The following is a 24,743-nucleotide window of genomic DNA, read 5'->3' on the forward strand; positions in this document are numbered from 1 at the left end:
ACCCTATCCTTACTCACAAATCGCCGCTACTACGCCCCCGATTTAAGGACCCATGACCGCGCAGACACCACCGTCCCTCGCTGGGGCCCTCGACGGGTTCGTGCCGTTCCCCGCCGATCGGGCCGCCGCCTATCGGGCGGCCGGCTACTGGGCGGGGCGCACGCTGGACACCATCCTGAGCGACGCGGCGCGGCGCTGGCCCGACCGAACGGCCGTGCTCGACGCCGCGGGTACGGGCCTGAGTTATGCCCAGCTCGACGCGCGCGCCCGCCGCGCCGCCGCAGGACTGCACGCGCTGGGCATCGCGCCAGGCGACCGGGTGCTGCTGCAACTGCCGAACGGTTGCCAGTTCGCGGTGGCGCTGTTCGGGCTGTTGCGCGCGGGCGCGATCCCGGTGATGTGCCTGCCCGGCCACCGGGCCGCCGAATTGGGACACTTCGCCGCCGTCAGCCGAGCGACCGGATTGGTGATCGCCGATGCGGCAAACGGTTTCGACTACCGCGCCATGGCGCGCGAACTCACCCACGACCACCCGACGCTCGAGCACGTCATCGTCGACGGCGACCCCGGCCCGTTCACGTCGTGGGCACAACTCTGTGATCGGGCCGTCACCGCACTACCACCACCGACGCGCGATCCGGGATCGCCTGCACTGCTGCTGGTTTCGGGCGGCACCACCGGGACCCCCAAACTCATCCCCCGCACCCACGACGATTACCTGTTCAACGCGACCGCCAGCGCCCAGGTGTGCGGGCTCACGGCCGACGACGTCTATCTGGTGCTGCTCTCGGCCGGTCACAACTTCCCGCTGGCCTGTCCCGGGCTGCTCGGCGCGATGACCGTGGGCGCCACCACCGTCTTCGGCACCGACCCCAGCCCGGAGGCCGCATTCGCCGCCATCGAGCGCCACGGCGTCACGGTCACCGCCCTGGTGCCTGCCCTGGCCAAACTGTGGGCGCAGGCCTGCGAATGGGAGCCGGTGACGCCGAAGTCCCTGCGGCTCTTGCAAGTTGGTGGCGCCAAGCTCGAGGCCGACGACGCCCGACTGATCCGCGCCGCGTTGACCCCGGGACTGCAGCAGGTATTCGGGATGGCGGAGGGCCTGCTGAACTTCACCCGCCCGGGCGATCCGCCCGAACTCACCGACCGCACCCAGGGGCGGCCGCTCTGCGCGGCCGACGAATTGCGCGTGGTCGACGCCGAAGGCGAACCCGTGGCGCCAGGCGAGGAAGGCGAGCTGCTGGTGCGAGGCCCGTACACGCTCAACGGCTACTACCGCGCCGAGCGCGACAATCAACGCTGCTTCGACCGCGACGGTTTTTTCCGAAGCGGGGACCTGATCCGGCTCCGGCACGACGGCTATCTAATGGTTACCGGGCGGGTCAAGGACGTGATCTGTCGAGGCGGTGAAACCATCTCCGCCGCCGACCTCGAGGAGCAGATGCTCAGCCACCCGTCGATCTTCTCCGCGGCAGCGGTTCCATCGCCGGACCCGTACCTTGGCGAAAAGATTTGCGCGGCGGTAGTTTTCACCGGTCCAGCGGTGACATTAGCGGAACTGAACGCCTACCTCGACCGGCGTGGGGTGGCCGCCCACGCCCGGCCCGACGCGCTGGTGCCGATGACCACCCTGCCCACCACACCGATCGGCAAGATCGACAAAAAGGCGATCGCTGCCCAGATCTCGGCTCAGCCAGGATGACGTCAGCCGATGTGCTTGGCCCGTAATGCTTCAAGGAGCCTGTCCATCACCGCGCCGGCATCCGCCCTCGCCTGGCGATGATCGTCTGCCCGGGCTATGTAGAGCGTTGCCTCGCGCAACGCCCCCATGACGGTCAGGGCCGTGGCCTCGACGGGTTGGGGTGGGATGCTGCCGGACTCGATAGCGTCGGTCAGCAGCGCCGTCACGAATCCGATGTTATATCGGTGCCCGATGTCGCTCCAGCGTTCCCAGCCAAGCACCGCCAGCGCCTCCAGCAAAACGATGCGCTGGACCTCCGGCTCGGCACACGCGTCCAACCACAGGCCCGCGCACAGCCGCATGATCTCGACCGGATCGGATTCCCCCGCGGCCGCGACGGCCTCCCCCATCCGGGCCGCCATCTCGCCCTCCACTTGCTCGAACACCGCCGCGAATAGCTCTGTCTTGTCGGCGAAGTGGTGGTACAACGCGCCGCGCGTCACCCCGGCGTCGCGCACAATCGTCTCCAGGGATGCCTCGGCGAATCCCAACGATGCGAACAGGGGCCGGGCGGCGCTGATCAACGCGCCACGCGTATCCGCGGCGCGCTCCGCCTGTGTGCGGCGTCCGTCCTGCGCCATGCACCCTCACCTTTCACACCCAGGTATGCATGTCATGCATACCGCATGAAGGTCGTGGGGTGCGATACCGCGGGAGGCTGCGCCGTTCAGAACACTCTGAGCTGACGGACGATCTCTAAGGCAGACGGGTCCCCTTCGGCCTGAACGCCGAGGCTTTCCCAGGGACCGCGTTGGGTTATCCATCGCACGAAGGCTTCCGAATTGGACGTGATACGCGCGGCCACATCACCCTGGGCGCCGAGGCGCAGGGTCCGGGCGCACAGCCCGTCGAGACGGATCTCGGCACCCACGCGTAAACCGTTGAGCAGGTGGGTGTTCTGCTGCGGCAGTGCAGCCTCGATCCAGTCCAGCGTGGGGGCAAGCCGTAGCTCGTCGACGGGCGGCGGATCTGACCGCAGCGGTCCATCCGGGGCAAACAAGTCGTACCGAAGATGGATGAAGGACTCGAAGACAAAAGTCGTGGGCACGACGGAGGCCGGATAAGTTCCGACGTCACCGATCGGTATCTCGATATCTTGGCCCTCGACAGCGGCGAGCAGCTCCAGCCCTCGCGAACTGACCGACTCATAGTCGGCCACGACCTCCGCCGGGGTCATGGAACGACGGGACGCGACGTACAGGTCCGCTGCGCGTTCGGCGGGCAGGCCGCCCGGGTCCGGCAGCGTCGACGGATCGACAGCCAACCAGTAGCTACACGCCATGTGCGACACCAGATCCTGGACCGACCAGCCAGCACACCCGCTGTCCTCCGCCCACGTCGAGTCAGGCATTTGCGTGCAAACCTTCAGAACGGTTGCGCGTTCTTCCGCTATCGCGTCGAGCGTGGCAGACATGACCCTATCCCCTTTCATACATACCGTATGTATGAACATACACCCTGTACGTAAGACGTCAAGCGGTCCTCCGGTCTGCGTTCGGGCGGCAGCGCCAACGGCTGCCGCGCCGCCCGGAGCGGTGCAACGCCGGGTTGGCGACATGCGACTTCACGCCCGAGCGTCACGCCAGCGTGGCGCCCGACCCAGGCCGTCACGCTGGCGTGACGCTCGGCGCTCGGGTTACGACGTTCTGAAAGGCGCCGCCCTGACGGCCAATCTCCCCGATCAGCAGGTCATTTCGCGCAACTCGGCCCCGTTCACGGCGAAAGCCGTTGGCGACAGCCAACACTGACGACCGTGCGGGCCCGTTCGCATTTCGCACGCCGGCTGATCGCGCGCAGAAAAATTCCTTGGCTGGTACTATTCCGCCGTAACCTCGCCTGAGATATGGTGATCGAGGCGTCGTTTCGTGGACCCTGGAGTTGCACGAATGGCATTGCCCAGATAGCGCTCGCTATCGGTGACACGTTGGGTCCGTGGCGTCCAGATAAAGGCTTGTTTGAGCAGTAGTCCGGAGTTAACCGCGCGCCGCATCAAACGAATCCGCGTGCCGGTTGGCTCTTGCACGGCAAGACGATGGCAATCGTGCGGGTCCTGTCAATCCCGTGCGGTTGTTTGGCCCGAGGGGGACCTTTATGCTTGCGCCGCGCGACGGTCAGCGAGTCAGCTATTCCCCCTGGTTGCCGGCATGCGCGGGGCCAATTCATGCCGGAGTGAGCCAAATCACTGATGCACATTCCACGCAGCTAGCGAGAAGGCACTTACCGGTCGCGCGAAATAAAACTCGCTCGGCAGGTCAAAGTCGTACAGCAACTCACGCGCGGGCGCGTTAAGGTCATCCGACTGGCGTCGCCAACTGACGAGGAAAGGTAGCGCATGTTCCTGGGCACGGTTGACGACTGGACAGCCGAGGGCACCGTCGTATCCTGGTATCCCACCGCGAACACTTACGCGCGCGCCGCAGAAGCGCAATACCATCCCGTCCCGGTGAGTTACCAGCAGTCGCAGCATCTGCGCTATTACCGACGCCAGGTCAGCCTCGGCCGCGATATTCCCCGATTGTGCATCGGAGCCTGGGAGATCAGCGGCGTGTGCGATATCGATGCGATGACGCAAGCGCTGAATAGCCACGTGCGGCGACACGATGCCTACCACGACCGGTTTGCCTTCACCGGCAATGACGAAATCCTCCGCTACGTCATTGCCGACCCGGAGAACATCACGCTTGCGCCAACGGATCTCGGAGAAATGGCTCCGCTTCAGATCCGCAAGCTCATCCTCGATACCCCCGATCCGCTGCAATGGGACTGCTTCAGCTTCGGAATTGTCCAGGGCGAGGACCGGTTCACCATCTACATCGCCGTCGATCACTTGCGCGCCGACGGTATGTCGGCCGGCGTGATCTTCCTGGACGTCCAGACGGCGTACTTCAGCGCGCTGCAGAACGGGCAGGCCGCGCTGGCGCCCGCAGCCAGTCATCGCGATTTCAGCGCGAAGCAGCGCGCCTACACCGCCAGCCTCGATGACGAGGCGCCCGAAATCCAGCGCTGGCGCGCCTTCCTCTCGGCGAACAACGGTGCACTGCCGAGGTTTCCACTGGAACTGGGTGAGCCGTCCGCGGATACGCCGGGAGCCATCGACGTGTTCGACCTGATCGATGACGACCAGGGCCGGCGTTTCGAGGCCGCGTGCCGTGCCGCGGGAGCGCGCTTCAGCGGTGGCGTGTTCGCGTGCGCCGCCCTGGCCGAGCATCGGTTAACCGGCGCGGCCACATATTTCGGACTAACCCCCTTTGACAACCGGCGAGATCCCGCCCACGCCACCGCGGTCGGCTGGTTGGCCAGCTTCGTCCCGTTGGCGATTCCGATCGCCGGTAAGTCATTCGACGAAGTGGTCAGCGCCGCCCAGGCGTCGTTCGACGCGAACACGGCCCTCGGCGCGGTGCCTTATTACCACCTGCTCGAGACACCGGCCGGCTCGGAGGGCCACTTCGAGGTTCCGGACCGACCGGTGCCGATGTTGTCCTACATCGACATTCGCAAGCTCCCGTTCGGTGACTACTTCGATGGTTTACGCGCCGGCATCTGGGGTGACAACCGGCTGTCGGAAACGGTGTGCATGTGGGTCAATCGCATGCACGACGGAACGCAACTGGTGGTCGCTTACCCGGGCACCGACATCGCTCGCGGATCGGTCCGGCGCTATGTCGAGACCATGCGCGCCGAGTTCACCCGGGTGTCCGACGCCGGGCTGCACAACAATGCCTGATGTATTTGCGTTCTCCTGCAACAGGTCTCGGTGTGAGCGGCCTGAAGACACATGCACCTCCTAACTCGCCGGTGACGAAGCTGGCGCTGCTGGACCAGGCCGCGTTCCTGCGGCTGCGGGCCACCGGTCAGGGCAGCACGGTGCAATGCACGTGGGTGTACGACCGCGACGTGAACATCGACGCGTTGCGCACCTTCAAAGACAATCTCGGTGCCGGTCTCCTCGGGCGGCGCATCGAGCGCTCACCGCTGCCTTTCGGGCGTCATCGCTGGGTACTCGACAACCATTCTCCAGAGATCGCGCTAGAGCCGCGACAACCGCGGTCGGCGATCGGCGCGTGGATCGAAAGACGTGCACAGGTACCCGTCGACCCCGAGTTCGGCCCGACTTTTCACATGGGCGTGCTGCCGCTGGATGACGGCGGTGCGGCCGTCACCCTGGTGTCATCACACTGCGTCGTCGATGGACTCGCGGCGATAACGGCGGTAACCGAGGCGGTGAATAAAGAGAGACGCAATCGCGGTTACCCGCAGCCGAATTCACGTAGCCGGCTGCGCGCCGTCTCCGAGGACCTGACCGATGCCATGCGTTCGCTGCCGGTGGTCATCCGCGCCGTGATCGCGACCCTGATGATTCTGCTCAAGGCCTCGTCCGGTCCCCGGCCTGCGCCCGGGGCGCGGCGGCCCGGCCCGCCCTCCCCGAATGCCGATGAGCAGACGGCACTCCCATCGGTGACGATCCAGACCGACGCCGCCGCATGGGAAGCCCGTGCGCGCAGTCTCAACGGAAGCAGCAACACACTCTTCGTCGCATTCGCGGCTCGGCTGGCGTGCCGGATCGGCAGGGTGCTTCCAGACGGGAACTCGGTGACGGTCGTGCTGCCGGTCAGCGACCGCACCGGCAACGACGACCGGGCCAACGCCCTGACCTCGATCACCCTTACCGTCGATGGAACAACGGTGGCCAACGACTTGAGTTGCGTCCGAGCCGATGTCAAGAGGGAGCTGACGTCGCTGCGCCAAGAGCCCAACGAAATGCTCGCGGGGTTACCGCTCGTCCCGTTCACACCACGCTGGCTCGTCCGCCACGCCGAAGGCATCGCGATGTCCGTCGGCCGGCTTCCGGTCGGCTGCTCGAACCTCGGAAGCCTCGATCCCGCCGTTGGCCGCATCGATGGTGCCGATGCAGCCGAGGTCTCCATCCGGCTGGCCGAGCAGGGCATCACCCGCCGCCGCATCGAGCAGACCCATGGCCAATTGTTCTGCAGCACTGGGACGATCAACGGCAGCCGGTTTCTCAACGTCATAGCGTGCCAGGACGGCGCCGGCAACACCGCAGCGCAAGCCGGCGAGCTCGCGTGCAGCGCCCTGGCTGACCTGCAGCTGGGGGCCACCACCGTCTACGAGGGCCAGATCTGATGGTGGGCCTGGACCTCAGAGCGACTCAAAGCCGGCGCCACCTCATGTACGCGGGTGTCGCCGCCGCGATTGCGGCCTGGGCGGCATCGGTGCTGTGGTTCGCGATCAAGATCGTTCCGCTCGACGTGTACTGGATGTCGTACTACGCGGCCGACTACACGCATGGCTTCGTGCGGCGCGGTCTTGCCGGCGAATTGGTGCGGCTCGCCCCGGGACACTACTTCTCCGCCACGCTGAGTCTGCGGTGGCTGTCGACGGCTGTCTATCTCGGCGGCCTGGCAACGGTCGCGGGTGTAGTGCTCTTCGGTCGCCCGCGGTCTGAGCGCCGATTGTTGGTGGCGATGCTGATTCCGTTGCTGCCCTTTGGAGTTCCGTTTGCGGCATACTCGGCCCGGCCGGATCTGTTCGGGGCAGCGGCGCTGGCGCTGTTCTCCTCAGCGTTGTTGCTGGCACGTTCCCGTGCCGTCGCGATGGCATGGTGCACGGCCTACGGTCTTGTGACTGCGGCGCTGACGCTCATGCACGAGGCGGTAGGGCTGCAGTTCGCATTGGGCGCCGTGCTGGCGATCATCGTCCTGGGCGGTGCGCTGACAGACGCCCGGGGCCTCGGCGTGCTCCTCGCGGTGGCGCCGGGAGCCGGCACGACGGCCGCGGTCGCGGCGTTCGGCCGTCACGACGTCGCCGCCCAATTGTGCGCGTCGGTCCCCCACCACTTGATGCCGAACCCGTTTGCGACGGTGACGTCGCCAACCACGTTGCTGCGCTATGTCATTGACGGGCAATCGCGGCAAACCGACTACCACGACTGGGTGTGCCGAAACGTGATGCCGAACTACGACAACGGAATCACGGATGCCATCCGTACCGTCGGCCACATCGGCATGGTCGGCCTCACCATGTCCCTGGTGTTCGGAGCCGCCGCCGTGGTGGTGACGATGTGGGGACTCAGCAGTGTTTCGGGCGTGCCGCTGGGTGCGTTCCTCGACGCGCTGCGGGGCCGGGTGGCCTGGGTCGTCGCCGGGTCGGTGTTGATCTCCCCGGTCTTCCTGACCGGCTACGACTGGACCCGCTGGCTGACGATCGTGGCGTTCGACGTCGGGATGGTGTTCGCCCTCTTCGCGGCGCGCAGGCCGGAGATCGAGCAGGCGCCGACTCCGAAAACGTTGCGGCTGTTCATTTTTCTCGTGATCGCGCTCGTGCTGATCCCGGTGGGCACGGTCCCCGGCTTCGGCGGCCCGCGGATGTTCTGACCGGCTCCACGGCCCGGCCGCAACCGCGCCACCCGAGAAATCGCCTCGAAACTGCCTCGAGACTGCCATTGACTAATGTCACCATTTGTTATTGACTGCGTGACATGGCGGACGGTGTTCCGGCCCGCGGGTCATTGCGGTCCCGTGGCGCGGCGGCGGTAAGTGCTTACACCCTGCGGCCGGTCACGGGCCTGATACCCCCCGAGCGGACCTGGGGGTTATGGCTGTCGCGCCAGATCGTCGCCCGGATCATGGGGACGTTCGGCCCCTCGCTGACGGGCACCCGCGTCGAACACGTCGACACGAAGCTGCCCGACGGGCGGCGCGTCAAGGGTGAATGGGTATACGGACCGCGCACGCCGACGAGCGAGGCGCCGCGGTCGTCCACCACCGGGGGAGCGATCTACTACGTGCACGGCAGCGGCTACGCGGTGTGCTCGCCGAAAACCCACCGGCGATTGACGTCCTGGCTCTCATCCTTGACCGGCTTGCCGGTGTTCAGCATCGATTATCGACTCGCGCCACGCCACCGCTTTCCCACCGCGGCCGACGACGCACGGGCGGGCTGGGATTGGCTGGTGCAATCGTGCGGTGTGCCGCCGAAACAAATTGTGGTCGCCGGTGATTCGGCCGGCGGACACCTGGCCGTCGACATGTTGCTGCAACCCGAGGTCGCCGCCGATCACCCGGCCGCGCTGGCGCTGTTCTCCCCGCTGTACGACGTCACCTTCGCGCTGTGCCTCGCCCGTGAACGGATGCGTCGCGATCCCGCGATCCGGGCGGCCGACGCGGCTCGCCTGGTCGGCATGTATCACGCTGGAGTCGACCCCGCCCACCAGCGGCTGACACTCAATGTGGCCGGCGGCCCGCCACTTCCGCCGACCCTCATCCAGGCCGGTGGAGCCGAGATGCTGCAAGACGACGCCCGTCAGCTCGCGGCCGACATCCAAGCCGCGGGCGGGCGATGCGAACTGCAGATCTGGCCGCACCAGGTGCACGTCTTTCAGGCACTGCCACGCGTGACGCCCGAAGCCGCCAAGGCCGTGGCCTACGTCGCGAGGTTCATCGCCCACGCGTTGCAGGATGCGCGCGCTGTGACCCAGGAGGTGCTCTGAGGGATGTTGGACAGATTGCTGGGGAGGTCGAAACCGAGCCGCGGCGCGTCGGCGGTGGTGACCGGCGCCGGAAGTGGCATCGGCGCGGCGTTCGCGGTCGAACTCGCCCGCCGCGGCGGCGCGGTCGTCTGCAGCGACATCGACGAAGCCGCCGCCCAGAGGACGGCCGACACGATCACCGAACTGGGCGCCAGGGCCACCGCCATCCGTTGCGACGTTTCGGAATTCGAGGATGTCCGGGCGCTGGCGGACCAATCGCAGGCCTGGTTTTCCGGGCCGCCAACGCTGGTGATCAACAACGCCGGTGTCGGCGCCGGCGGCGCGGCCATCGGCGATGCGCCGCTGGACGATTGGATGTGGACGCTGGGCATCAACCTGTGGGGGCCCATTCACGGCTGCCATGTGTTCACCCCGATCCTGCGGGGTCCGTCGCACGCTGCCCGCGGCATCATCAACGTCGCCTCGGCGGCCGCCTTCGGCGCGGCCCCGGGCATGGCCGCCTACAACGTCAGCAAGGCCGGAGTGCTGTCACTTTCGGAGACTTTGGCCGCCGAATTGGCCGGCACCGGGGTGAAAGTCACGGTGCTGTGCCCGACCTTCGTCAAGACCAACATCGTCGAGTCTGGCCGCATCAGCGAGGAATCCAGCCAGCTGGCGAACACATTGATGCGCTGGACCGGATTCTCCGCGGACAAGGTCGCGAGGATCTGCCTGGACGCGCACGACCGCGGCGAGCTGTACTGCATGCCGCAACTCGACGCCAAGATCGGCTGGAGCATCAAACGCATGGCCCCGCAGGCCTATACGCGTGCGGCCGGACTGGTGTCCCGAATCAACCTGCCCTGATCAAGCAAAGGAGCCCCGGTGGCCATCGACATGGAAGCTATGCTCGCCAAGATCAAGGATCGCCAGTGGGCGCTCGCCGACATCGATTGGGACGCGCCCGGCGCCGAAATGATCAGTGATGAACAGCGGCCACAGCTCAAGGCGTTCATGGCCGACCTATGCTGGATCGAGAACATTGGCGCCCGGGGCTTCGCTGCGCTAGCGAAGAAGGCACCCACACCGACCATTGCCGAGATCTACCGTTACTTCCACGCCGAGGAGCAGCGTCACGCCAACGCCGAACTGGCGCTGATGAAGCGTTGGGGCATGCTCGAGGACGGTGAGATTCCCGAGCCGAACGTGAACATCCGACTGGCGATCGACTGGCTGGACCGCTGGGCCGACGACATGCCGCTGTCTCTGCTGGGCACGGTCATTCCGATGCTCGAAGTCGCACTGGACGGCGCCCTGTTGAAATTCCTCCTCGACGAGGTGCACGACCCCATCTGCCACCAGGTCTTCGAGAAGATCAACAATGACGAATCACGCCACCTGGTTGTCGATTTCGAAGTCCTCGACATGATCGGGCACGCGAAGATACGACGGTTATTGATCGACTTCGTCGGTCACAATGCCACTCCGGGTCTCATCATCGGCGCGATCATGGGCGCACCGCTGATCAACAGGATCCGCAACGAGATCACGGCCATGGGTATGGAGCCGGAGCGGCTTTACAGAGCTGTGAAAAGATTCAAAGAGCTTGGCGATCGCGGCGAAAGTACCAGGCGGGTACCGACTTATCGTTTCCTGAGGCGTTACGCGGGAGTGGTCACAAATCCACGCCACCCGTACCACCTGCTGGCGAATTCGATGGTATGGCTTTCCGACCGATATCCGCGGCCCCTGCTTCCGTCGGTGCCGACTTGGGTTGGAGAACTCACCCACGAGCCGGCGGCGTGACCATGGCAGGCGACCACACCCACGCGGTGCTCATCATCGGAGCCGGCTTCACCGGGCTGGGAGCCGCGATCCGGTTGGCCGACGCCGGAGTAGACGACATCGTCATCCTGGAACGCGGCGACCGGGTTGGCGGAACCTGGCGCGACACAACCTATCCGGGTGCCAGCTGCGACGTCCCCTCGCTGCTGTATTCGTACTCGTTCGTCAAGAACCCGGCCTGGTCGCGTACGTACTCCCCCGCCCCGGAGATCTGCCGCCACCTCGAAGACATGGCGACCAGATTCGACATCCGCCGCCACATCCGATTCGGTCATGAGGTCAACGGCCTGAGCTTCGACGAAGCTAGCGGGGTTTGGACCGCAACCACCAAACGCCGCAAGCGGTTCCGCGCGCGCACCGTCGTGCTGGCATCCGGACCGCTGTCGGACGTCAGCTTCCCCGACATTCGCGGTCTGGACAGCTATCGCGGACACAAGATTCACAGCGCACGCTGGGACCACGACTACGATTTCACGGGCCAGCGGGTCGCCGTCATCGGCACCGGCGCCAGCGCGATCCAGATCGTCCCCGAACTGGTGAAGCGGGCCGGCTTCGTCAAGGTGTTCCAACGCACCCCTTGCTGGGTGCTGCCGCGCCTGGATGCCGCCACCCCGCCGGCGGTGCAGGCCCTGTTCACCAAAGTGCCCGCCGCCCAGCAGCTTGCGCGGCAGGCCTTGTTCTGGGGCCACGAGGCGAGCGCCACGGCCCTGGTGTGGGACACACCGCTGACCTCGCTGGCCGCGCGCCTGGGGCGGGCACACCTGCGCGCGCAGGTGAAGGACCCTTGGCTGCGACGCCAGCTGACGCCGGACTTCCGGCCGGGGTGCAAGCGCATGCTGGTCTCCAGCGACTACTACCCTGCCCTGCAGCGCGACAACTGCAAGCTCATTGATTGGCCGATCGCCACGATGAGCCCGGCCGGCATCCGCACCAGCGACGGCATCGAGCACCACCTCGATGCCATCGTCTTCGCCACCGGCTACGACGTCCATCTGACCGGGCCGCCGTTTGCGGTCACCGGGCTCGGCGGCCGGTCGCTGGCCGACGAATGGGCCGATGGCGCACAGGCTTACAAGAGCATCAACGTGCACGGGTACCCGAATCTGTTCGTTATGACCGGACCCAACTCCGGGCCGGGCCACAACTCCCTGCTGGTCTACATCGAGGGTCAGCTGGAGTACGCGGTGCGCGGCATCACCGCCATCCTCGACAACGATCTGCGCTATCTCGATGTGCGTGAAAAGGTCCAGCGCCGCCACAACGACAGCCTCCAGCGCCGCCTCGCCAAAACGACCTGGATGTCCGGCTGCCGCAGCTGGTACCTCACCAAGGACGGATACAACGGGTCAATGTACCCGGGTTTCGCGACGCAGTATCTTCGGCAGATGAGGGATTTCCGCTACGACGATTACCGAGCGGTGGCGTACCGCACCCGCGCGCTCGCCGCCGCGCCGGGCTGACGCATGGCACCGGACCGCCCGCCCCGCCGTTCTTCAAGCCCCGAACCCGGCACTATCGCCAGCGTGCTGCACAACGTGCGGCGCGCGCCCAAGCGCGTTCGGCGCCAATCGCGGGAGTACCGGCAATTGATCGAAACGGCTGTCTCGCAGCTTTTTGACGCGGCGGTCCGCCACCCCCAGGGCGGCCCCGCGTCCGGTGAGTACCGGATCGATGACCTGGCCCGGCTGGCCGGCACCACCACCCGCAACATCCGCGTCTATCGCGACCGCGGATTGCTCCCCCCGCCGTTGCGGGTCGGCCGCATCGCACTGTTCAACGACACCCACCTGACCCGGCTGCGGCTCATCACCTCGATGCTCGATCGCGGATACAACATCGCCCACGTTCGCGAAATGCTCAGCGCCTGGGAGCAGGGCAAGAATTTGGGCGACGTGCTGGGCCTGGAGACCGCCATCGCGGGCCCCTGGACCACCGAGAAGCCGGAGACCATGGCACTGGCCGAGGCGCAGCGACTCGTCGACGACCCGGACGCGTTCGAGCGCTTGGTAGCGCTGCACGTCATCCGGGTCGACGGAGCCCAAGCCACCGTCACCCGCCCTAAACTGATCGAGGCGTTCAACGAAATCCGTGGGTACGGCGTCAAATTGGAGAAGCTCGTCGACCTACACGAGCAGATCGTGCCCGAAATCGACAAGATCAGCGACATGCTGGTGCGCGCCGGAGCCGAGCACGTGCTGGACCGCATCAAGCCGGGCGAGCCGTTGCCGCCGGATGCCGAGATCGCCGAGCTGATCACGATGCTGGTGCGCTTCCGCACTCAAGCCGTGGCGACGGTCACCGCCACGCTTGCGTCGTCGATCGAGTCCAACATCGAGTCACTAGTGGGCCAGATACTCGCCGACTACCTCGAGTCCGGCTCGTCGGCGGAAACGGCGTCGGGCTAGGCCATGTTGGCTTGGCGAGACCCTCATCAGCGGAAAATCACCGTCAGTGCCCGCTCAGGGTCAGTGTCCCTTCGGTTTTCAGCACCTTGCTGGCGGTGATCCTCTCGATCTTGCGGGCCTCGCGCTCGAGGTAGCGCTGCTTGGATTCGTCGAACTTGTCGGAGGCCTGCTCGAGCTCCTTGACCAACACTGCGAGATCGTCGCGCATCCGCGCGGCCTCCCCGGTGAAGTCTTCGCGTTCGAAGATGCGCCACTTCCTGAGCACCGGCATTACCACCTCGTCAAGATGGATGCGCGGGTCGTAAACACCGCCGACGGCGATGATTACCGCCTTGCGCCGGAATTCGGGCACCGTGAATCCGGGCATCTTGAAGTTGCGCAGGATTCGGTGCACCGACTTCATCGCCTGGTTCGGGGCGATGTCCAGACCCGCCCCGCTGACGTCCCGGTAGAAGATCATGTGCAGGTTCTCGTCGTGCGAGACGCGGGCCATCAGCTGCTCCGCGATGGGGTCTTGGGATGCCTTGCCCGTGTTGCGGTGGGAGACCCGGGTGGCCAGCTCCTGAAAAGAGACGTACATGACCGAGTCGAACAAGCTCTCGGCAAACAGGTCACCCTGCTGATTCTGCCCCGGGCTGAAGCCGCGGGTCATTTGCTCGAGCCGCAGCTTCTCCAGTTCCACGGGGTCGACGGCGCGGGTGACCACCAGGTAGTCGCGCAACGCCGTGCTGTGCCGAGCCTCCTCGGCCGTCCACCTGTTGACCCACTGCCCCCAGGGGCCGTCCATGCTGAAGTTCATCGCAATCTCGCGGTGATACGACGGCAGATTGTCCTCTGTCAGCAGGTTCTGCACCATCGCCACCTGCGCGACATCGGGGAGCCGGCTGTGTCCAGGCTCCCAATCCTGACCGTCCAGCGCATAGAAGTTCTTGCCGTCCGACCACGGGACATAGTCGTGTGGATTCCACTCTTTGAACATCGACAGGTGGCGGTTCAGCAGGTCCTCGACCACCGGCTCGAGTTCATGTAATAGCTGCAGGTTGGTCAGGTCGTTGGACACGAAACCCTCCAGTTATGTGTGCCGTCAAGTAACGCACAATGTATCTGTGTCATGCGGTTACATGAAGATGACACGCCGGAAACCCGGCGAACTAGGGCCAAAGGTCCCTATGGCGGGGATGGGCCGTCCGCCGGAGGACTCCGACGGGGCACGAGTCAGTCGCGCGAGCGCTACCGGCGCGGAACCAGGTAGGGCGCGAGGGTGGACAGCTTTTCGCAGGTCTCTTCGAATTCCCGCTCCGGCGTGGACTCTTCGATGATGCCCGCCCCGGCCCGCAACCATGTCATGCCGTCGCGTTCGTAAGCCGCCCGCAATGTCAGCGCCGCGTCCAGGCCGCCGTCGGCCGAAAACATCACGACCGCACCGGAATACAGTCCGCGCGGTGCGTCGTCGAGGCGCAGGATCGCCTCCACGCCGGCCGCCTTCGGGATGCCAGACGCGGTGACCGCGGGGAAAAGCGCTTCCAGCGCGTCCATCCGGTCGTGCGACGGACTTAGCCGCCCGCTGACCGTGGAGCCGAGGTGCTGCACGCTCCCGCGTTCCCGGACCGTCATGAAGTCGGCGACAACCGCACTGCCGGGTTCGGCGATCTCGGCCATCTCCTGCAACGAGCTTCGCACCGAGATGGCGTGCTCGACAATCTCTTTGGAGTTCGATTCCAGGTCGTCGCGGGCCTGCCGGTCGCGGGCCACGCCGCGACCCAGCGCCCGCGTACCCGCCAGCGGCTCGGTCACCACGATGCCGTCGTCGTGCACGGCCGCGACCAGTTCGGGGCTGTAGCCGACGGCGCGGATTCCACCCAGCCGCAACAAGAACGACCGCACCGGGGTGTTGTGTCGACGACCCAGCCGGTAGGTGGACGGGAAGTCCAGCCGGAAAGGCACCGCTAGACAACGGGACAGGATCACCTTGTGGTAGCGGCCCGACGCAATCTCGCCGACGGCCGACGCCACCCGATCGCGGTACTTGGATGGGTCGGCCATGACGTCGACCGCGCGAGCCTGCCGCGCCTCGGGCACACCGTCACCCAGCAATCCGAGTACCGCGTCGCGATGCGCCGCGGTCGCGTCCCACAGCTGGACCGCATCCCGGTCCACCACGATGCGCGTGCGGGGCCAGAACACGCGAGCCAGCGGGGTTCGCGGCGCCAGCCGCTGCTGCAGCCCGTAGCGGTAGACGCCGAACTCGAAGGCGATCCAGCCGAAGAGCTGGTCGGTTTCCAGCAACAGCCTGTCGACGGCCTCGCCCAGCACGGGCCCGGGCCGCCCCGACCACTGCTGCCGCTGCACCACCCCGTCCCGGATGACCCGCACTTCGTCGCTGTCCAGCTCGACCATCGCGCGCACACCGCTGGCCAGCACCCATTGACCCCCGCGCTCGTAGAGCAGGTATTCCTCGCCGGTTTGTTCGGGTAGCAACGCGGCGAGCTCGGCGGCCAGGTCGGCCGGGTCTACGTGCACGGGAAGGGGAATCGGCGATGACGTGGAGCCGGCGGAACTCGTCTGAACGCTGGCCTCGGTCACGGTTAGTAAATGTAGCCTAACCTATGTAGGAGCGCGCAACCGCTCCCTGCAAGCCCCGGCAAATCCGGGCCGGTCCGCTAAAACTCCCTTCGAGTCAATGCGCCGGCGGTCCCGGGGCGGCGCGGGGCTCAGGACCCCGGCGGCCGGACCCGCAACAGTTTCCGCAGGTAATCGAAGCGGCCAAGCCGGTGTCGTCGGCGCCCGCATCCCCTGTGTGCACCTCGACACCCCAAAGACACCCCGAACGTTTCCCCACTGTTTACGTCGCGACCGAACATCGACCGGCCACGGCGACGCGACTTCTCCTAAGATCGAGTCGATCCGTGCAAACCCGCCAACGGGGCTTCAGTTGGGCGCGGTGGCTCGGGTGAGCTCCATCGCAGTAGGTAAAGGAGTGGCGCGTGAACTCCTATCCGGACGACTATTCGAGAGCAACATCATGTTCGTGATCCGGCTTGCAAACGGCGAAGAGGTCCAGGGCGGCGACAGTGACGAACTCGAAATCAACCAGGAAACCGGAGTGCTTACGGTTTCGCGCGTTGACGGTTTCGAGAAAATCACCACCCATTACTCACCAATGGCATGGCTGTCGGTGACACACCGCCAGAAGGGCGTCGGGGTCCGGCCGTCGGTTATTTCGTCGGCGCGTTGATACTTCACTGACCCCACAGCAAATACACAGCACTTTCCCACCAAATCCACGCCTGCCAAGCCGCCGGCGCGCCCCCGAAAGATCGCCGGCCACAGGCCTTTGAACAGGGATTTTCCTGCGCGCCGGCCAGCCGGCAGCGCTTCGACACGCTCGTACTACACCCTTTGCATTCGAGTGGCGGTTTGACACCGGCGGGGATAGGTTTTGCTCGGTCGTCGGGATGTTCGTGGTGGCTCCGCTTGCGGACGGTGCTTTCCCTGATCACCGCACTCATCGAGGGAGGCATCGAATGCTGCAAGAGTTCTGGCAGAACTTCACCCATAACCTGTTCAAGCCGCTCCTGCTGTTCTTCTACTTCGGATTCCTCATCCCGATCCTGAAAGTGCGCTTCGAATTTCCCTATGTGATCTACCAGGGCCTGACCATGTACTTGCTGCTGGCCATCGGCTGGCACGGCGGTGAAGAACTCGCCAAGATCAGCGCCGGCAGCATCGGGGTGATCGTGGGCTTCATGGTGTTGGGGTTCGTGCTCAATTTCGTGATCGGCGGCCTCGCCTACCTGCTGCTGAACTGGTTGACGTCGCTACGAAGAATCGACCGAGCGACGGTCGCGGGGTATTACGGATCCGACTCGGCGGGCACGTTCGCCACCTGCGTTGCCGTCCTGACGGCCATCGGCATGGCGTTCAACGCCTACATGCCGGTCATGTTGGCCGTCATGGAGATTCCGGGCTGCCTGGTGGCCCTGTACTTCGTGGCGCGGCTTCGCCACCGCGGCATGGACACGGCGGGAAACATGATGGACGAACCGGGCTACATCGCGCCGGTCAGGGTCGGAGTCGGGCCCGGCACCGCGGCCCAGCCCCCGCACGGCCAGAGCCTCGAGGCCGAACACGAGCGCGGGATCGAGGAGGAGCTCGAATTCTCCCTGGAAAAGCTCGACCATCCAGACTGGGAGCCCGACCAGAGCCCGCCTCGCACGTCGAGCAATCGGGCGCCGATCTTCTCGCGGGAGCTCTTCCAAGAGGTCTTCCTCAACCCCGGCCTCGTCCTGCTGATGGGAGGCATCATCATCGGCCTGGTCAGCGGGCTACAGGGGCAGAAGGTCGTCGCCGACGACGACAAGTTCTTCGTCATGGCGTTCCAGGGTGTGCTCTGTTTGTTCCTGCTCGAGATGGGCATGACGGCCTCCCGGAAGTTGAAGGATCTGCGAACGGCGGGCCCCGGTTTCATCCTCTTCGGCCTGCTGGCGCCGAACCTCTTTGCGCCGCTTGGCATCCTGGTTGCCCACATCTACGCCTCGCTCACCCACGTCGATTTCAAGCCGGGAACCTATGTGCTCTTCGCCGTGCTCTGCGGCGCGGCGTCCTATATCGCCGTCCCGGCGGTCCAGCGGCTGGCGATACCCGAGGCCAGCCCCACCCTGCCGTTGGCCGCATCACTCGGTTTGACGTTCTCCTACAACGTGACGATCGGGATCCCGCTTTACATCGAGGTCAATCGGCTGATCGGCCACTGGTTCTAGTTGCGCCCACCGGCGAATCGAGATGGGCGACAATTCCTTTGACCGGCCGGGCCGGACCTGAGTCGACACCCGATCCAGCTGGTTGTTAATTGTTCGTAAAGACGGGTTGAGTCGGCTCGCCGAAGCCCGTGGGTCTCCACTAAGTTCGTGGGCGCCGCGAGTCGCTTGCTGCCGCCCGCTGCGCCGGACTGCGTCGCCGGGAGGCGCCCATGCTCTACGAGTTGTGGCAGAACTTCGTCCACAATCTCTTCAAGCCACTGTTGCTGTTCTTCTATTTCGGGTTCCTCATCCCGATTCTCAAGGTGCGGTTCGAGTTTCCCTACGTGATCTACCAGGGCCTGACCATGTACCTCCTGGTGGCGATCGGCTGGCAGGGTGGTGAGGAGCTCGCCAAGGTAAAACCGGCCGACATCGACAACATCGCCGGGTTCGTAGCGCTGGGCTTCGCGCTGAATTTCGCGATAGGTGTACTCACCTACGTCCTGCTGCGCTACCTGACCAGGCTGCGGCGGGTCGACAGGGCGACGGTTGCGGGCTACTACGGATCGGACTCGGCCGGCACGTTCGCCACCTGCGTGGCCGTACTGACCAGCGTCGGGATCGCCTTCGACGCCTACATGCCGGTCCTCCTGGCGTTCATGGAGATTCCCGGCTGCCTGGTGGCGCTATACCTGGTGGCCCGACTCCGGCACCGCGGAATGGACGACTCCGGCTACCTGCCGGACGAACACGGCTACACCGCTGCCGCCAAGGTGGGGCCGGGCGCGGCCGCCCAAGCAGAAGGAGTGGACGAGCGAACCGAGCGCGGGATCGAGGAGGAGCTGGAGTTCTCACTGGAAAAGCGAGAACATCCCGAGTGGGACGGGGACACCCTGCAGCGCAAGAAGGCACCGCTGTTCTCGCGCGCGATTTTGCAGGAGGTCTTCCTCAACCCCGGACTGATCCTGCTCGTCGGCGGCATCGCCATCGGTTTCATCGGTGCGCTGCAGGGCCAGAAGGTTGTGCACGACCAGAACGAGCTGTTCGTCGCGGCGTTTCAGGGTGTGCTCTGCCTGTTCCTGCTCGAAATGGGAATGACGGCGTCCCGCAAGCTACGGGACCTCAAGTTGGCCGGCAGCGGGTTCATCATCTTCGGCTTGTTGGCGCCCAATGTCTTTGCGACGCTGGGCATCCTGGGCGCCTACTGCTACGCCAACCTCACCGATACACACTTTCAGCCGGGAACCTACGTGCTGTTCGCCGTGCTGTGCGGCTCGGCGTCCTACATCACGCTGCCCGCGGTGCAGCGGCTGGGAATCCCGGAGGCGAGCCCGACCTTGCCGCTGGCCGCCGCGCTGGGTCTGACATTCTCCTACACCGTCACCATCGGGATCCCGCTGTACATCGAAATCAATCACGCAGTCGCGCACTGGTTCCCGAGCAGCTGAGCACTACCCCAGGACGGTCCGCACCACGGCGTCGGCCAGCAGCCGACCGCGCGGCGTGAGGACGAACCGATCGCCGTCGGATATCAGCAACCCGTCGGCGACCGCGCCTTCGGCGCGTTCGAGTTCGGCGGGGCTCAGCACGTCACGCGGAAGACCCTGCCGCAGCCGGGTTTTCAATAGGACCTCTTCGGTGTGCAGCGCGTCGGCGTCCAGCCGCTCGAATCCTCCCACGGGTAGCCCGGGAGCGGCCAGCCTCTCCGCATAGGCGTTGGGGTGCTTGACATTCCACCACCGCGTGGCGCCGGCGTAGCCATGGGCTCCGGGTCCCGCACCCCACCACTGGCCACCGTCCCAATAGCCGAGGTTGTGTCGGCATTCGCCGCCGGGCCGCGACCAGTTGGACACTTCGTACCAGGTCATTCCGGCCTCGGACAACCGGGCATCGACCAGCTCGTAGCGGTGCGCGAGCACGTCGTCGTCCGGGGCCGCCAGCTCGCCACGCCGAACGCGTCGGGCCAGGGCGGTGCCCTCCTCCACGACCAGCGCGTACGCCGACACGTGATCGACGCCGGTCTCGATCGCCGTGTCGACCGAGCGCAGCAGATCGTCGTCGGACTCTCCCGGCGTCCCATAGATCAGATCGAGGCTGACGTGCTCGAAGCCCGCATCCAGCGCTTCGCGCGCGGCGGCGGCCGATCGGTTGGGGGTGTGAATGCGGTCGAGGACTCCCAGCACCCTGGGTGACACCGACTGCATGCCGAGCGACACCCGCGTGTAGCCGGCCGCGCGGATGGCGTCGAAGAAGTCCGGCCAGGCCGACTCGGGGTTGGCCTCCGTGGTGATCTCGGCGTCGGGCGCCAGCGCGAAATGCTCACGCACCATGTCCACCAGCGCCGCCACGCGCACGCCGCCCAGCAGTGACGGCGTACCTCCCCCGACGAACACCGTGTTCACGGTCGGCCCGGAAAGCCGCTCCGCAGCCAGCTCCAACTCGGTCCGCAGCGCCGCCAGCCAGGCGTCGGGGTTCACACCGCCCAACTCGGCGGGCGTGTAGGTGTTGAAATCGCAGTAGCCGCAACGCGTTATGCAGAACGGCACGTGAATGTACACCCCGAACGGCCGCCCGGGGACGGGCTGCAGTTCGGGCAGCTCGACCGTTTCCTCGCGAAGCGCCATGCCAAATGATCCCACGGTGCTCGCTGCCCGGCCGCGGCGTCGATCCCCGGCCCGCACTCGATGCCCGCGGCGTTTTCCTGGCTTTTCTCACCGGCGCGGCCAGCTTAATCCGAATTTCGCTCACCGTGAGCGGATATTTGACCTGGTTGTATGGCCCCCCGACGGGCATGGCACAATGGGCAACGTGACCGTCGCTCAGCCCAGCCTTCGCATTGCGCTCGTGGCGCGGCGTCACATTGATCTCAAGCGTGTTTGCAGCTGTTGCTGTCTTCCTTGATGTCGTAGACCCGCCCACCTGTACGTCCAGCTGGCATCGGATCTGCGCCGCCGATACCACCGGTGAGCTGCGCTTTCATGCCTGCGATGTCGAGAAGGAGACCTCCGAATGACCACAGCCCGTCCCGCGAAGGCCCGCAACGAGGGCCAGTGGGCGCTGGGAGACCGGGAACCCCTCAATCCCAACGAAGAGATGAAGCACGCCGGCGCCCCCCTCGAGGTGCGCGACCGCATCGAGAACGTCTACGCCCAGGCCGGGTTCGACAGCATCGACAAGAGTGACCTGCGCGGACGCTTCCGCTGGTGGGGGCTCTACACCCAGCGCGAACAGGGTTACGACGGCACCTTCACCGGCGACGAGAACGCCGACCTGCTCGAAGCCAAGTACTTCATGATGCGGGTGCGCTGCGACGGCGGTGCGCTCTCGGCCACCGCGCTGCGCACGGTCGGCCAGATCTCGACCGAGTTCGGCCGCGACACCGCCGACATCTCGGATCGGCAGAACGTGCAGATGCACTGGATCGAGGTCGAAAACGTCCCCGAAATCTGGCGGCGGCTCGCCGACGTCGGCCTGCAGACCGCCGAGGCGTGCGGCGACTGCCCGCGCGTCATCCTGGGTTCGCCGCTGGCCGGCGAGTCGCTCGATGAGGTGATCGACCCGACCTGGGCGATAGACGAGATCGTGCGTCGCTACATCGGCCAGCCGGACTTCGCCGACCTGCCGCGCAAGTACAAGACCGCGATCTCGGGGCTGCAGGACGTCGCGCACGAGATCAACGACATCGCCTTCATCGGCGTCAACCATCCCGAGCACGGGCCCGGCCTGGACCTGTGGGTCGGCGGCGGCCTGTCCACCAACCCGATGCTGGCCCAGCGGGTCGGCGCCTGGGTGCCGCTGGCCGAGGTGCCCGAGGTATGGGAGGCCGTGACGTCGATCTTCCGCGACTACGGCTACCGGCGACTGCGGTCCAAGGCCCGGCTGAAGTTCTTGATCAAGGACTGGGGTATCGAGAAGTTTCGGGAGGTCCTCGAAACCGAGTACCTCAAGCGGCCGCTGATCGACGGCCCCGCCCCCGAACCGCTCAAGCATCCCATCGACCACATCGGGGTGCAGCGGCTCAAGAACGGCCTCAACGCCGTCGGGGCGGCTCCGATCGCCGGACGCGTCTCGGGCACCATTCTCTCGGCCGTGGCCGACCTGATGGACCGGGCCGGCTCGGACCGGGTCCGGTTCACTCCGTACCAGAAGCTGGTCATCCTCGACGTAGCCGACGACAAACTCGATGACGTGCTCGCGGGCCTCGAGGCGCTCGGGTTGCAAACCAAACCGTCCCAGTGGCGCCGAAACCTGATGGCCTGCACCGGAATCGAATACTGCAAGTTGTCGTTCGCCGAAACCCGGGGCAAGGCCCAGGTCTTGGTGCCCGAGCTGGAACGCCGGCTCGAGGACATCAACTCCGTGCTCGACGTACCGGTCACGGTCAACATCAACGGCTGTCCGAATTCGTGTGCGCGAATTCAGGTGGCCGACATCGGCTTCAAGGGCCAGATGGTCGACGACGGTCACGGGGGCTCCGTCGAGGGTTTTCAGGTGCACCTGGGCGGCAGCCTCGGGCTGGACAGCGGATTCGGGCGAAAGCTGCGCCAGCACAAGGTCACCAGTGACGAGTTGGGCGACTATATCGACCGGGTGGTACGCAACTTCATCAAAAACCGCAGTGCGGGAGAACGTTTCGCGCAGTGGGCGATTCGGGCGGATGAGGACGATTTGAGATGAGTGAACGGGCAACGAAACGGACCGAAGCCGAACTGCGGGAGCTGGCGGCGCGCGGCGCCGCGCAGCTCGAGGGCGCCAGCGCGACAGAGGTGTTGCGGTGGACCGATGAGCATTTCGGCGGCATCAACGGCCCCCGCGGCTGGGCCACCTGCAACTACGTGTTGACCTCCAGCATGCAGGAGGCCGTGTTGATCGATCTGGCATCCAAGGTCCGGCCGGGTGTACCGGTGGTGTTCCTGGACACCGGCTACCACTTCGCCGAAACCATCGGGACCCGGGACGCGGTCGAGTCGGTCTACGACATCCACGTCCTCAACATCACCCCCGAGCAGACGGTGGCCGAGCAGGACCAGCTGCTGGGGAAAAACCTCTTCGAGCGTGACCCGGGCGAGTGCTGCCGGTTGCGCAAGGTCGTGCCGCTGCGCAGGGCCCTGAGCGGATACTCCGCCTGGGTGACCGGGTTACGCCGGAGCGAAGCGAAGACCCGTGCCAACACCCCGGTGATCGGCTTCGACGAGGGCTTCAAGCTGGTGAAGATCAACCCCTTGGCGACGTGGACCGACGAGGACATGCAGAGCTACATCGACGAGCACGGTGTGCTGGTCAATCCGCTTGTCTACGACGGGTATCCGTCGATCGGCTGCGAACCGTGCACGGCCAAGCCGCTCGCGGGTGCCGACCCGCGCAGCGGGCGCTGGCAGGGGCTGTCGAAAACCGAGTGCGGGCTGCACGCCTCGTAACGGGGAGCGGGCGTTACGCCGACGTCAGCGTGGCTTGATCCTCGCCGGCGCCGGCGGGACGGTCGTCCGTCGAGTTAACGGCGAGGGACGGGATTCGGGTCGCGCGCACGTAGACGGTGTCCCCCTCGCGTAGGGCCAGGGCCTCGGCGTCACCGCGGGTGATCTGGGCGGTGAACGCCCCACCGGTGGCGGCGCTGGTCAACTCCACCCGCACCTCGAAGCCGAGCACGACCACGCGGTCGACGGTGGCGCGCACCACCCCGATGGACTCCGCGGTGCCATCGCCGCCCGCGATGGCCATTTCGGGGTTGCGGCCCACCCGGATATCGTGCGGGCGAACCAGATTGCCGTTCAGAGTGGATACCGCACCGAGGAACGACATCACGAAGGCGCTCGCCGGTGCGTCGTAAACCTCGGTCGGCGATCCCACCTGTTCGATACGACCGTGGTTCAGTACGGCGATGCGGTCGGCAACGTCCAACGCCTCCGCCTGGTCGTGGGTGACCAGAACAGTGGTGACGTGCACCTCGTCATGAAGGCGACGCAACCACGCGCGCAGGTCCTCGCGCACCTTGGCGTCCAGCGCGCCGAACGGCTCGTCGAGCAACAGCACCTGCGGGTCGACCGCCAGCGCCCGCGCGAGCGCCATCCGCTGCCGTTGACCGCCGGAGAGCTGATTGGGATAACGGTTCTGAAATCCGCTCAGCCCCACCACTTCCAACAGGTTGTCGACCTTGGCCTTGACCTCCGCCTTGGGTCGCTTGCGGATCTTCAGGCCGTAGGCGACGTTGTCGCGGACGGTCAGGTGCTTGAACGCGGCGTAGTGCTGGAATACGAATCCGATGCCTCGCCGCTGCGGCGGCACCCGCGTGACGTCGTGACCGTTGATGGTGATCGTCCCGCTGTCGGGTTGATCGAGACCGGCGATCGCCCGCAACAGGGTCGACTTGCCGGAACCACTGGGCCCCAACAGTGCGGTCAGCGAGCCGGAGGGAACGACGAAGTCCACGTTGTCCAGGGCCACAAAGTCGCCGTAGCGCTTGTAGGCGTTGCGCACGACGATGGCTTGGTCGACGGACCGGCTGTGGTTGTCTGTCATATCCGAGTCTC

At 65.9% G+C, this 24,743-nt stretch carries 21 protein-coding genes; 15 read left to right on the forward strand and 6 right to left on the reverse strand.

Annotated features, from left to right (window positions below; genetic code table 11):
- The first annotated feature begins 52 nt into the window (after window positions 1–52).
- Window positions 53–1,702, forward strand: coding sequence for a (2,3-dihydroxybenzoyl)adenylate synthase (locus tag A5773_RS20910; RefSeq protein WP_066952860.1), 1,650 nt, complete (start codon window positions 53–55; stop codon window positions 1,700–1,702).
- A 2-nt stretch (window positions 1,703–1,704) separates the two neighbouring features.
- Here the strand turns inward: A5773_RS20910 and A5773_RS20915 are convergent, their stop codons facing one another.
- A complete protein-coding gene (locus A5773_RS20915; RefSeq protein WP_066952858.1) occupies window positions 1,705–2,322 on the reverse strand; it encodes a TetR/AcrR family transcriptional regulator in 618 nt (205 codons plus the stop codon).
- Between the two features lie 86 nt (window positions 2,323–2,408).
- Window positions 2,409–3,155, reverse strand: a complete 747-nt coding sequence (locus A5773_RS20920) for a maleylpyruvate isomerase family mycothiol-dependent enzyme (RefSeq protein ID WP_082948333.1) — start codon at window positions 3,153–3,155, stop codon at window positions 2,409–2,411.
- Window positions 3,156–4,073: 918 nt separating this feature from the next.
- Here A5773_RS20920 and A5773_RS20925 point away from each other — a divergent pair.
- The 8 genes from A5773_RS20925 (at window position 4,074) to A5773_RS20960 (ending at window position 13,477) form a co-directional block, all read left to right on the forward strand.
- On the forward strand, window positions 4,074–5,465 hold the full coding sequence (locus A5773_RS20925) for a condensation domain-containing protein (protein WP_066952856.1): 1,392 nt from the start codon (window positions 4,074–4,076) through the stop codon (window positions 5,463–5,465).
- Between the two features lie 71 nt (window positions 5,466–5,536).
- The gene (locus tag A5773_RS20930; RefSeq protein ID WP_067261650.1) at window positions 5,537–6,883 is read left to right on the forward strand and encodes a hypothetical protein; all 1,347 of its coding nucleotides are present in this window, start codon (window positions 5,537–5,539) and stop codon (window positions 6,881–6,883) included.
- Entirely contained in the window at window positions 6,883–8,133 is a 1,251-nt protein-coding gene (locus tag A5773_RS20935; protein ID WP_067792374.1) for a hypothetical protein, read from the forward strand. The genes A5773_RS20930 and A5773_RS20935 overlap by 1 nt, the downstream gene beginning before the upstream one ends.
- A 104-nt stretch (window positions 8,134–8,237) precedes the next feature.
- Window positions 8,238–9,248: an alpha/beta hydrolase gene (locus A5773_RS20940; protein WP_082948327.1), complete on the forward strand. Its 1,011-nt coding sequence runs from the start codon at window positions 8,238–8,240 to the stop codon at window positions 9,246–9,248.
- A gap of 3 nt (window positions 9,249–9,251) precedes the next feature.
- Window positions 9,252–10,094 carry an SDR family NAD(P)-dependent oxidoreductase gene (locus tag A5773_RS20945; RefSeq protein WP_067261645.1) on the forward strand — a complete coding sequence of 281 codons (843 nt, stop codon included), beginning with the start codon at window positions 9,252–9,254 and terminating at the stop codon, window positions 10,092–10,094.
- Between the two features lie 18 nt (window positions 10,095–10,112).
- On the forward strand, window positions 10,113–11,033 hold the full coding sequence (locus A5773_RS20950; RefSeq protein ID WP_067261644.1) for a reductase: 921 nt from the start codon (window positions 10,113–10,115) through the stop codon (window positions 11,031–11,033).
- A complete protein-coding gene (locus A5773_RS20955; RefSeq protein ID WP_066952846.1) occupies window positions 11,030–12,532 on the forward strand; it encodes an NAD(P)/FAD-dependent oxidoreductase in 1,503 nt (500 codons plus the stop codon). The genes A5773_RS20950 and A5773_RS20955 overlap by 4 nt, the downstream gene beginning before the upstream one ends.
- A gap of 3 nt (window positions 12,533–12,535) precedes the next feature.
- On the forward strand, window positions 12,536–13,477 hold the full coding sequence (locus A5773_RS20960; protein WP_066952845.1) for a MerR family transcriptional regulator: 942 nt from the start codon (window positions 12,536–12,538) through the stop codon (window positions 13,475–13,477).
- A 43-nt stretch (window positions 13,478–13,520) separates the two neighbouring features.
- Here the strand turns inward: A5773_RS20960 and A5773_RS20965 are convergent, their stop codons facing one another.
- Complete coding sequence (locus A5773_RS20965; protein ID WP_066952843.1) at window positions 13,521–14,537, reverse strand: acyl-ACP desaturase; 1,017 nt, start codon at window positions 14,535–14,537, stop codon at window positions 13,521–13,523.
- Window positions 14,538–14,707: 170 nt separating this feature from the next.
- Window positions 14,708–16,060 carry a salicylate synthase gene (locus A5773_RS20970; protein ID WP_067792376.1) on the reverse strand — a complete coding sequence of 451 codons (1,353 nt, stop codon included), beginning with the start codon at window positions 16,058–16,060 and terminating at the stop codon, window positions 14,708–14,710.
- 439 nt (window positions 16,061–16,499) lie between these two features.
- On the opposite strand from A5773_RS20970, the gene A5773_RS20975 reads away from it, so the two are divergent.
- From A5773_RS20975 to A5773_RS20985, 3 genes are all read left to right on the forward strand, one after another.
- A complete protein-coding gene (locus A5773_RS20975; protein WP_066952839.1) occupies window positions 16,500–16,712 on the forward strand; it encodes a hypothetical protein in 213 nt (70 codons plus the stop codon).
- 289 nt (window positions 16,713–17,001) lie between these two features.
- Window positions 17,002–18,237 (forward strand): sodium-dependent bicarbonate transport family permease, encoded by a 1,236-nt coding sequence (locus A5773_RS20980; RefSeq protein ID WP_067792378.1) that lies wholly within the window; start codon window positions 17,002–17,004, stop codon window positions 18,235–18,237.
- A 209-nt stretch (window positions 18,238–18,446) separates the two neighbouring features.
- Window positions 18,447–19,664 carry a sodium-dependent bicarbonate transport family permease gene (locus tag A5773_RS20985; RefSeq protein ID WP_066952835.1) on the forward strand — a complete coding sequence of 406 codons (1,218 nt, stop codon included), beginning with the start codon at window positions 18,447–18,449 and terminating at the stop codon, window positions 19,662–19,664.
- Window positions 19,665–19,667: 3 nt separating this feature from the next.
- On the opposite strand, the gene hemW is transcribed toward A5773_RS20985, so the two are convergent.
- The gene (gene hemW, locus A5773_RS20990) at window positions 19,668–20,840 is read right to left on the reverse strand and encodes a radical SAM family heme chaperone HemW (protein WP_067261642.1); all 1,173 of its coding nucleotides are present in this window, start codon (window positions 20,838–20,840) and stop codon (window positions 19,668–19,670) included.
- 175 nt (window positions 20,841–21,015) lie between these two features.
- Between hemW and A5773_RS26790 the strand changes: the two genes are divergently transcribed.
- The 3 genes from A5773_RS26790 to A5773_RS21000 all read left to right on the forward strand — a co-directional run bounded on the left by A5773_RS26790 (window position 21,016) and on the right by A5773_RS21000 (window position 23,633).
- Window positions 21,016–21,117: an Ms4527A family Cys-rich leader peptide gene (locus tag A5773_RS26790; protein ID WP_369817383.1), complete on the forward strand. Its 102-nt coding sequence runs from the start codon at window positions 21,016–21,018 to the stop codon at window positions 21,115–21,117.
- Window positions 21,118–21,225: 108 nt separating this feature from the next.
- The gene (locus A5773_RS20995; RefSeq protein ID WP_067792380.1) at window positions 21,226–22,893 is read left to right on the forward strand and encodes a nitrite/sulfite reductase; all 1,668 of its coding nucleotides are present in this window, start codon (window positions 21,226–21,228) and stop codon (window positions 22,891–22,893) included.
- Window positions 22,890–23,633, forward strand: coding sequence for a phosphoadenylyl-sulfate reductase (locus A5773_RS21000; protein WP_066952829.1), 744 nt, complete (start codon window positions 22,890–22,892; stop codon window positions 23,631–23,633). The genes A5773_RS20995 and A5773_RS21000 overlap by 4 nt, the downstream gene beginning before the upstream one ends.
- Window positions 23,634–23,646: 13 nt before the next feature.
- On the opposite strand, the gene A5773_RS21005 is transcribed toward A5773_RS21000, so the two are convergent.
- A complete protein-coding gene (locus tag A5773_RS21005) occupies window positions 23,647–24,732 on the reverse strand; it encodes a sulfate/molybdate ABC transporter ATP-binding protein (protein ID WP_067261637.1) in 1,086 nt (361 codons plus the stop codon).
- Window positions 24,733–24,743: the final 11 nt, after the last annotated feature.

Source organism: Mycobacterium sp. 852014-52450_SCH5900713, from assembly GCF_001667075.1.
GTDB lineage: Bacteria > Actinomycetota > Actinomycetes > Mycobacteriales > Mycobacteriaceae > Mycobacterium.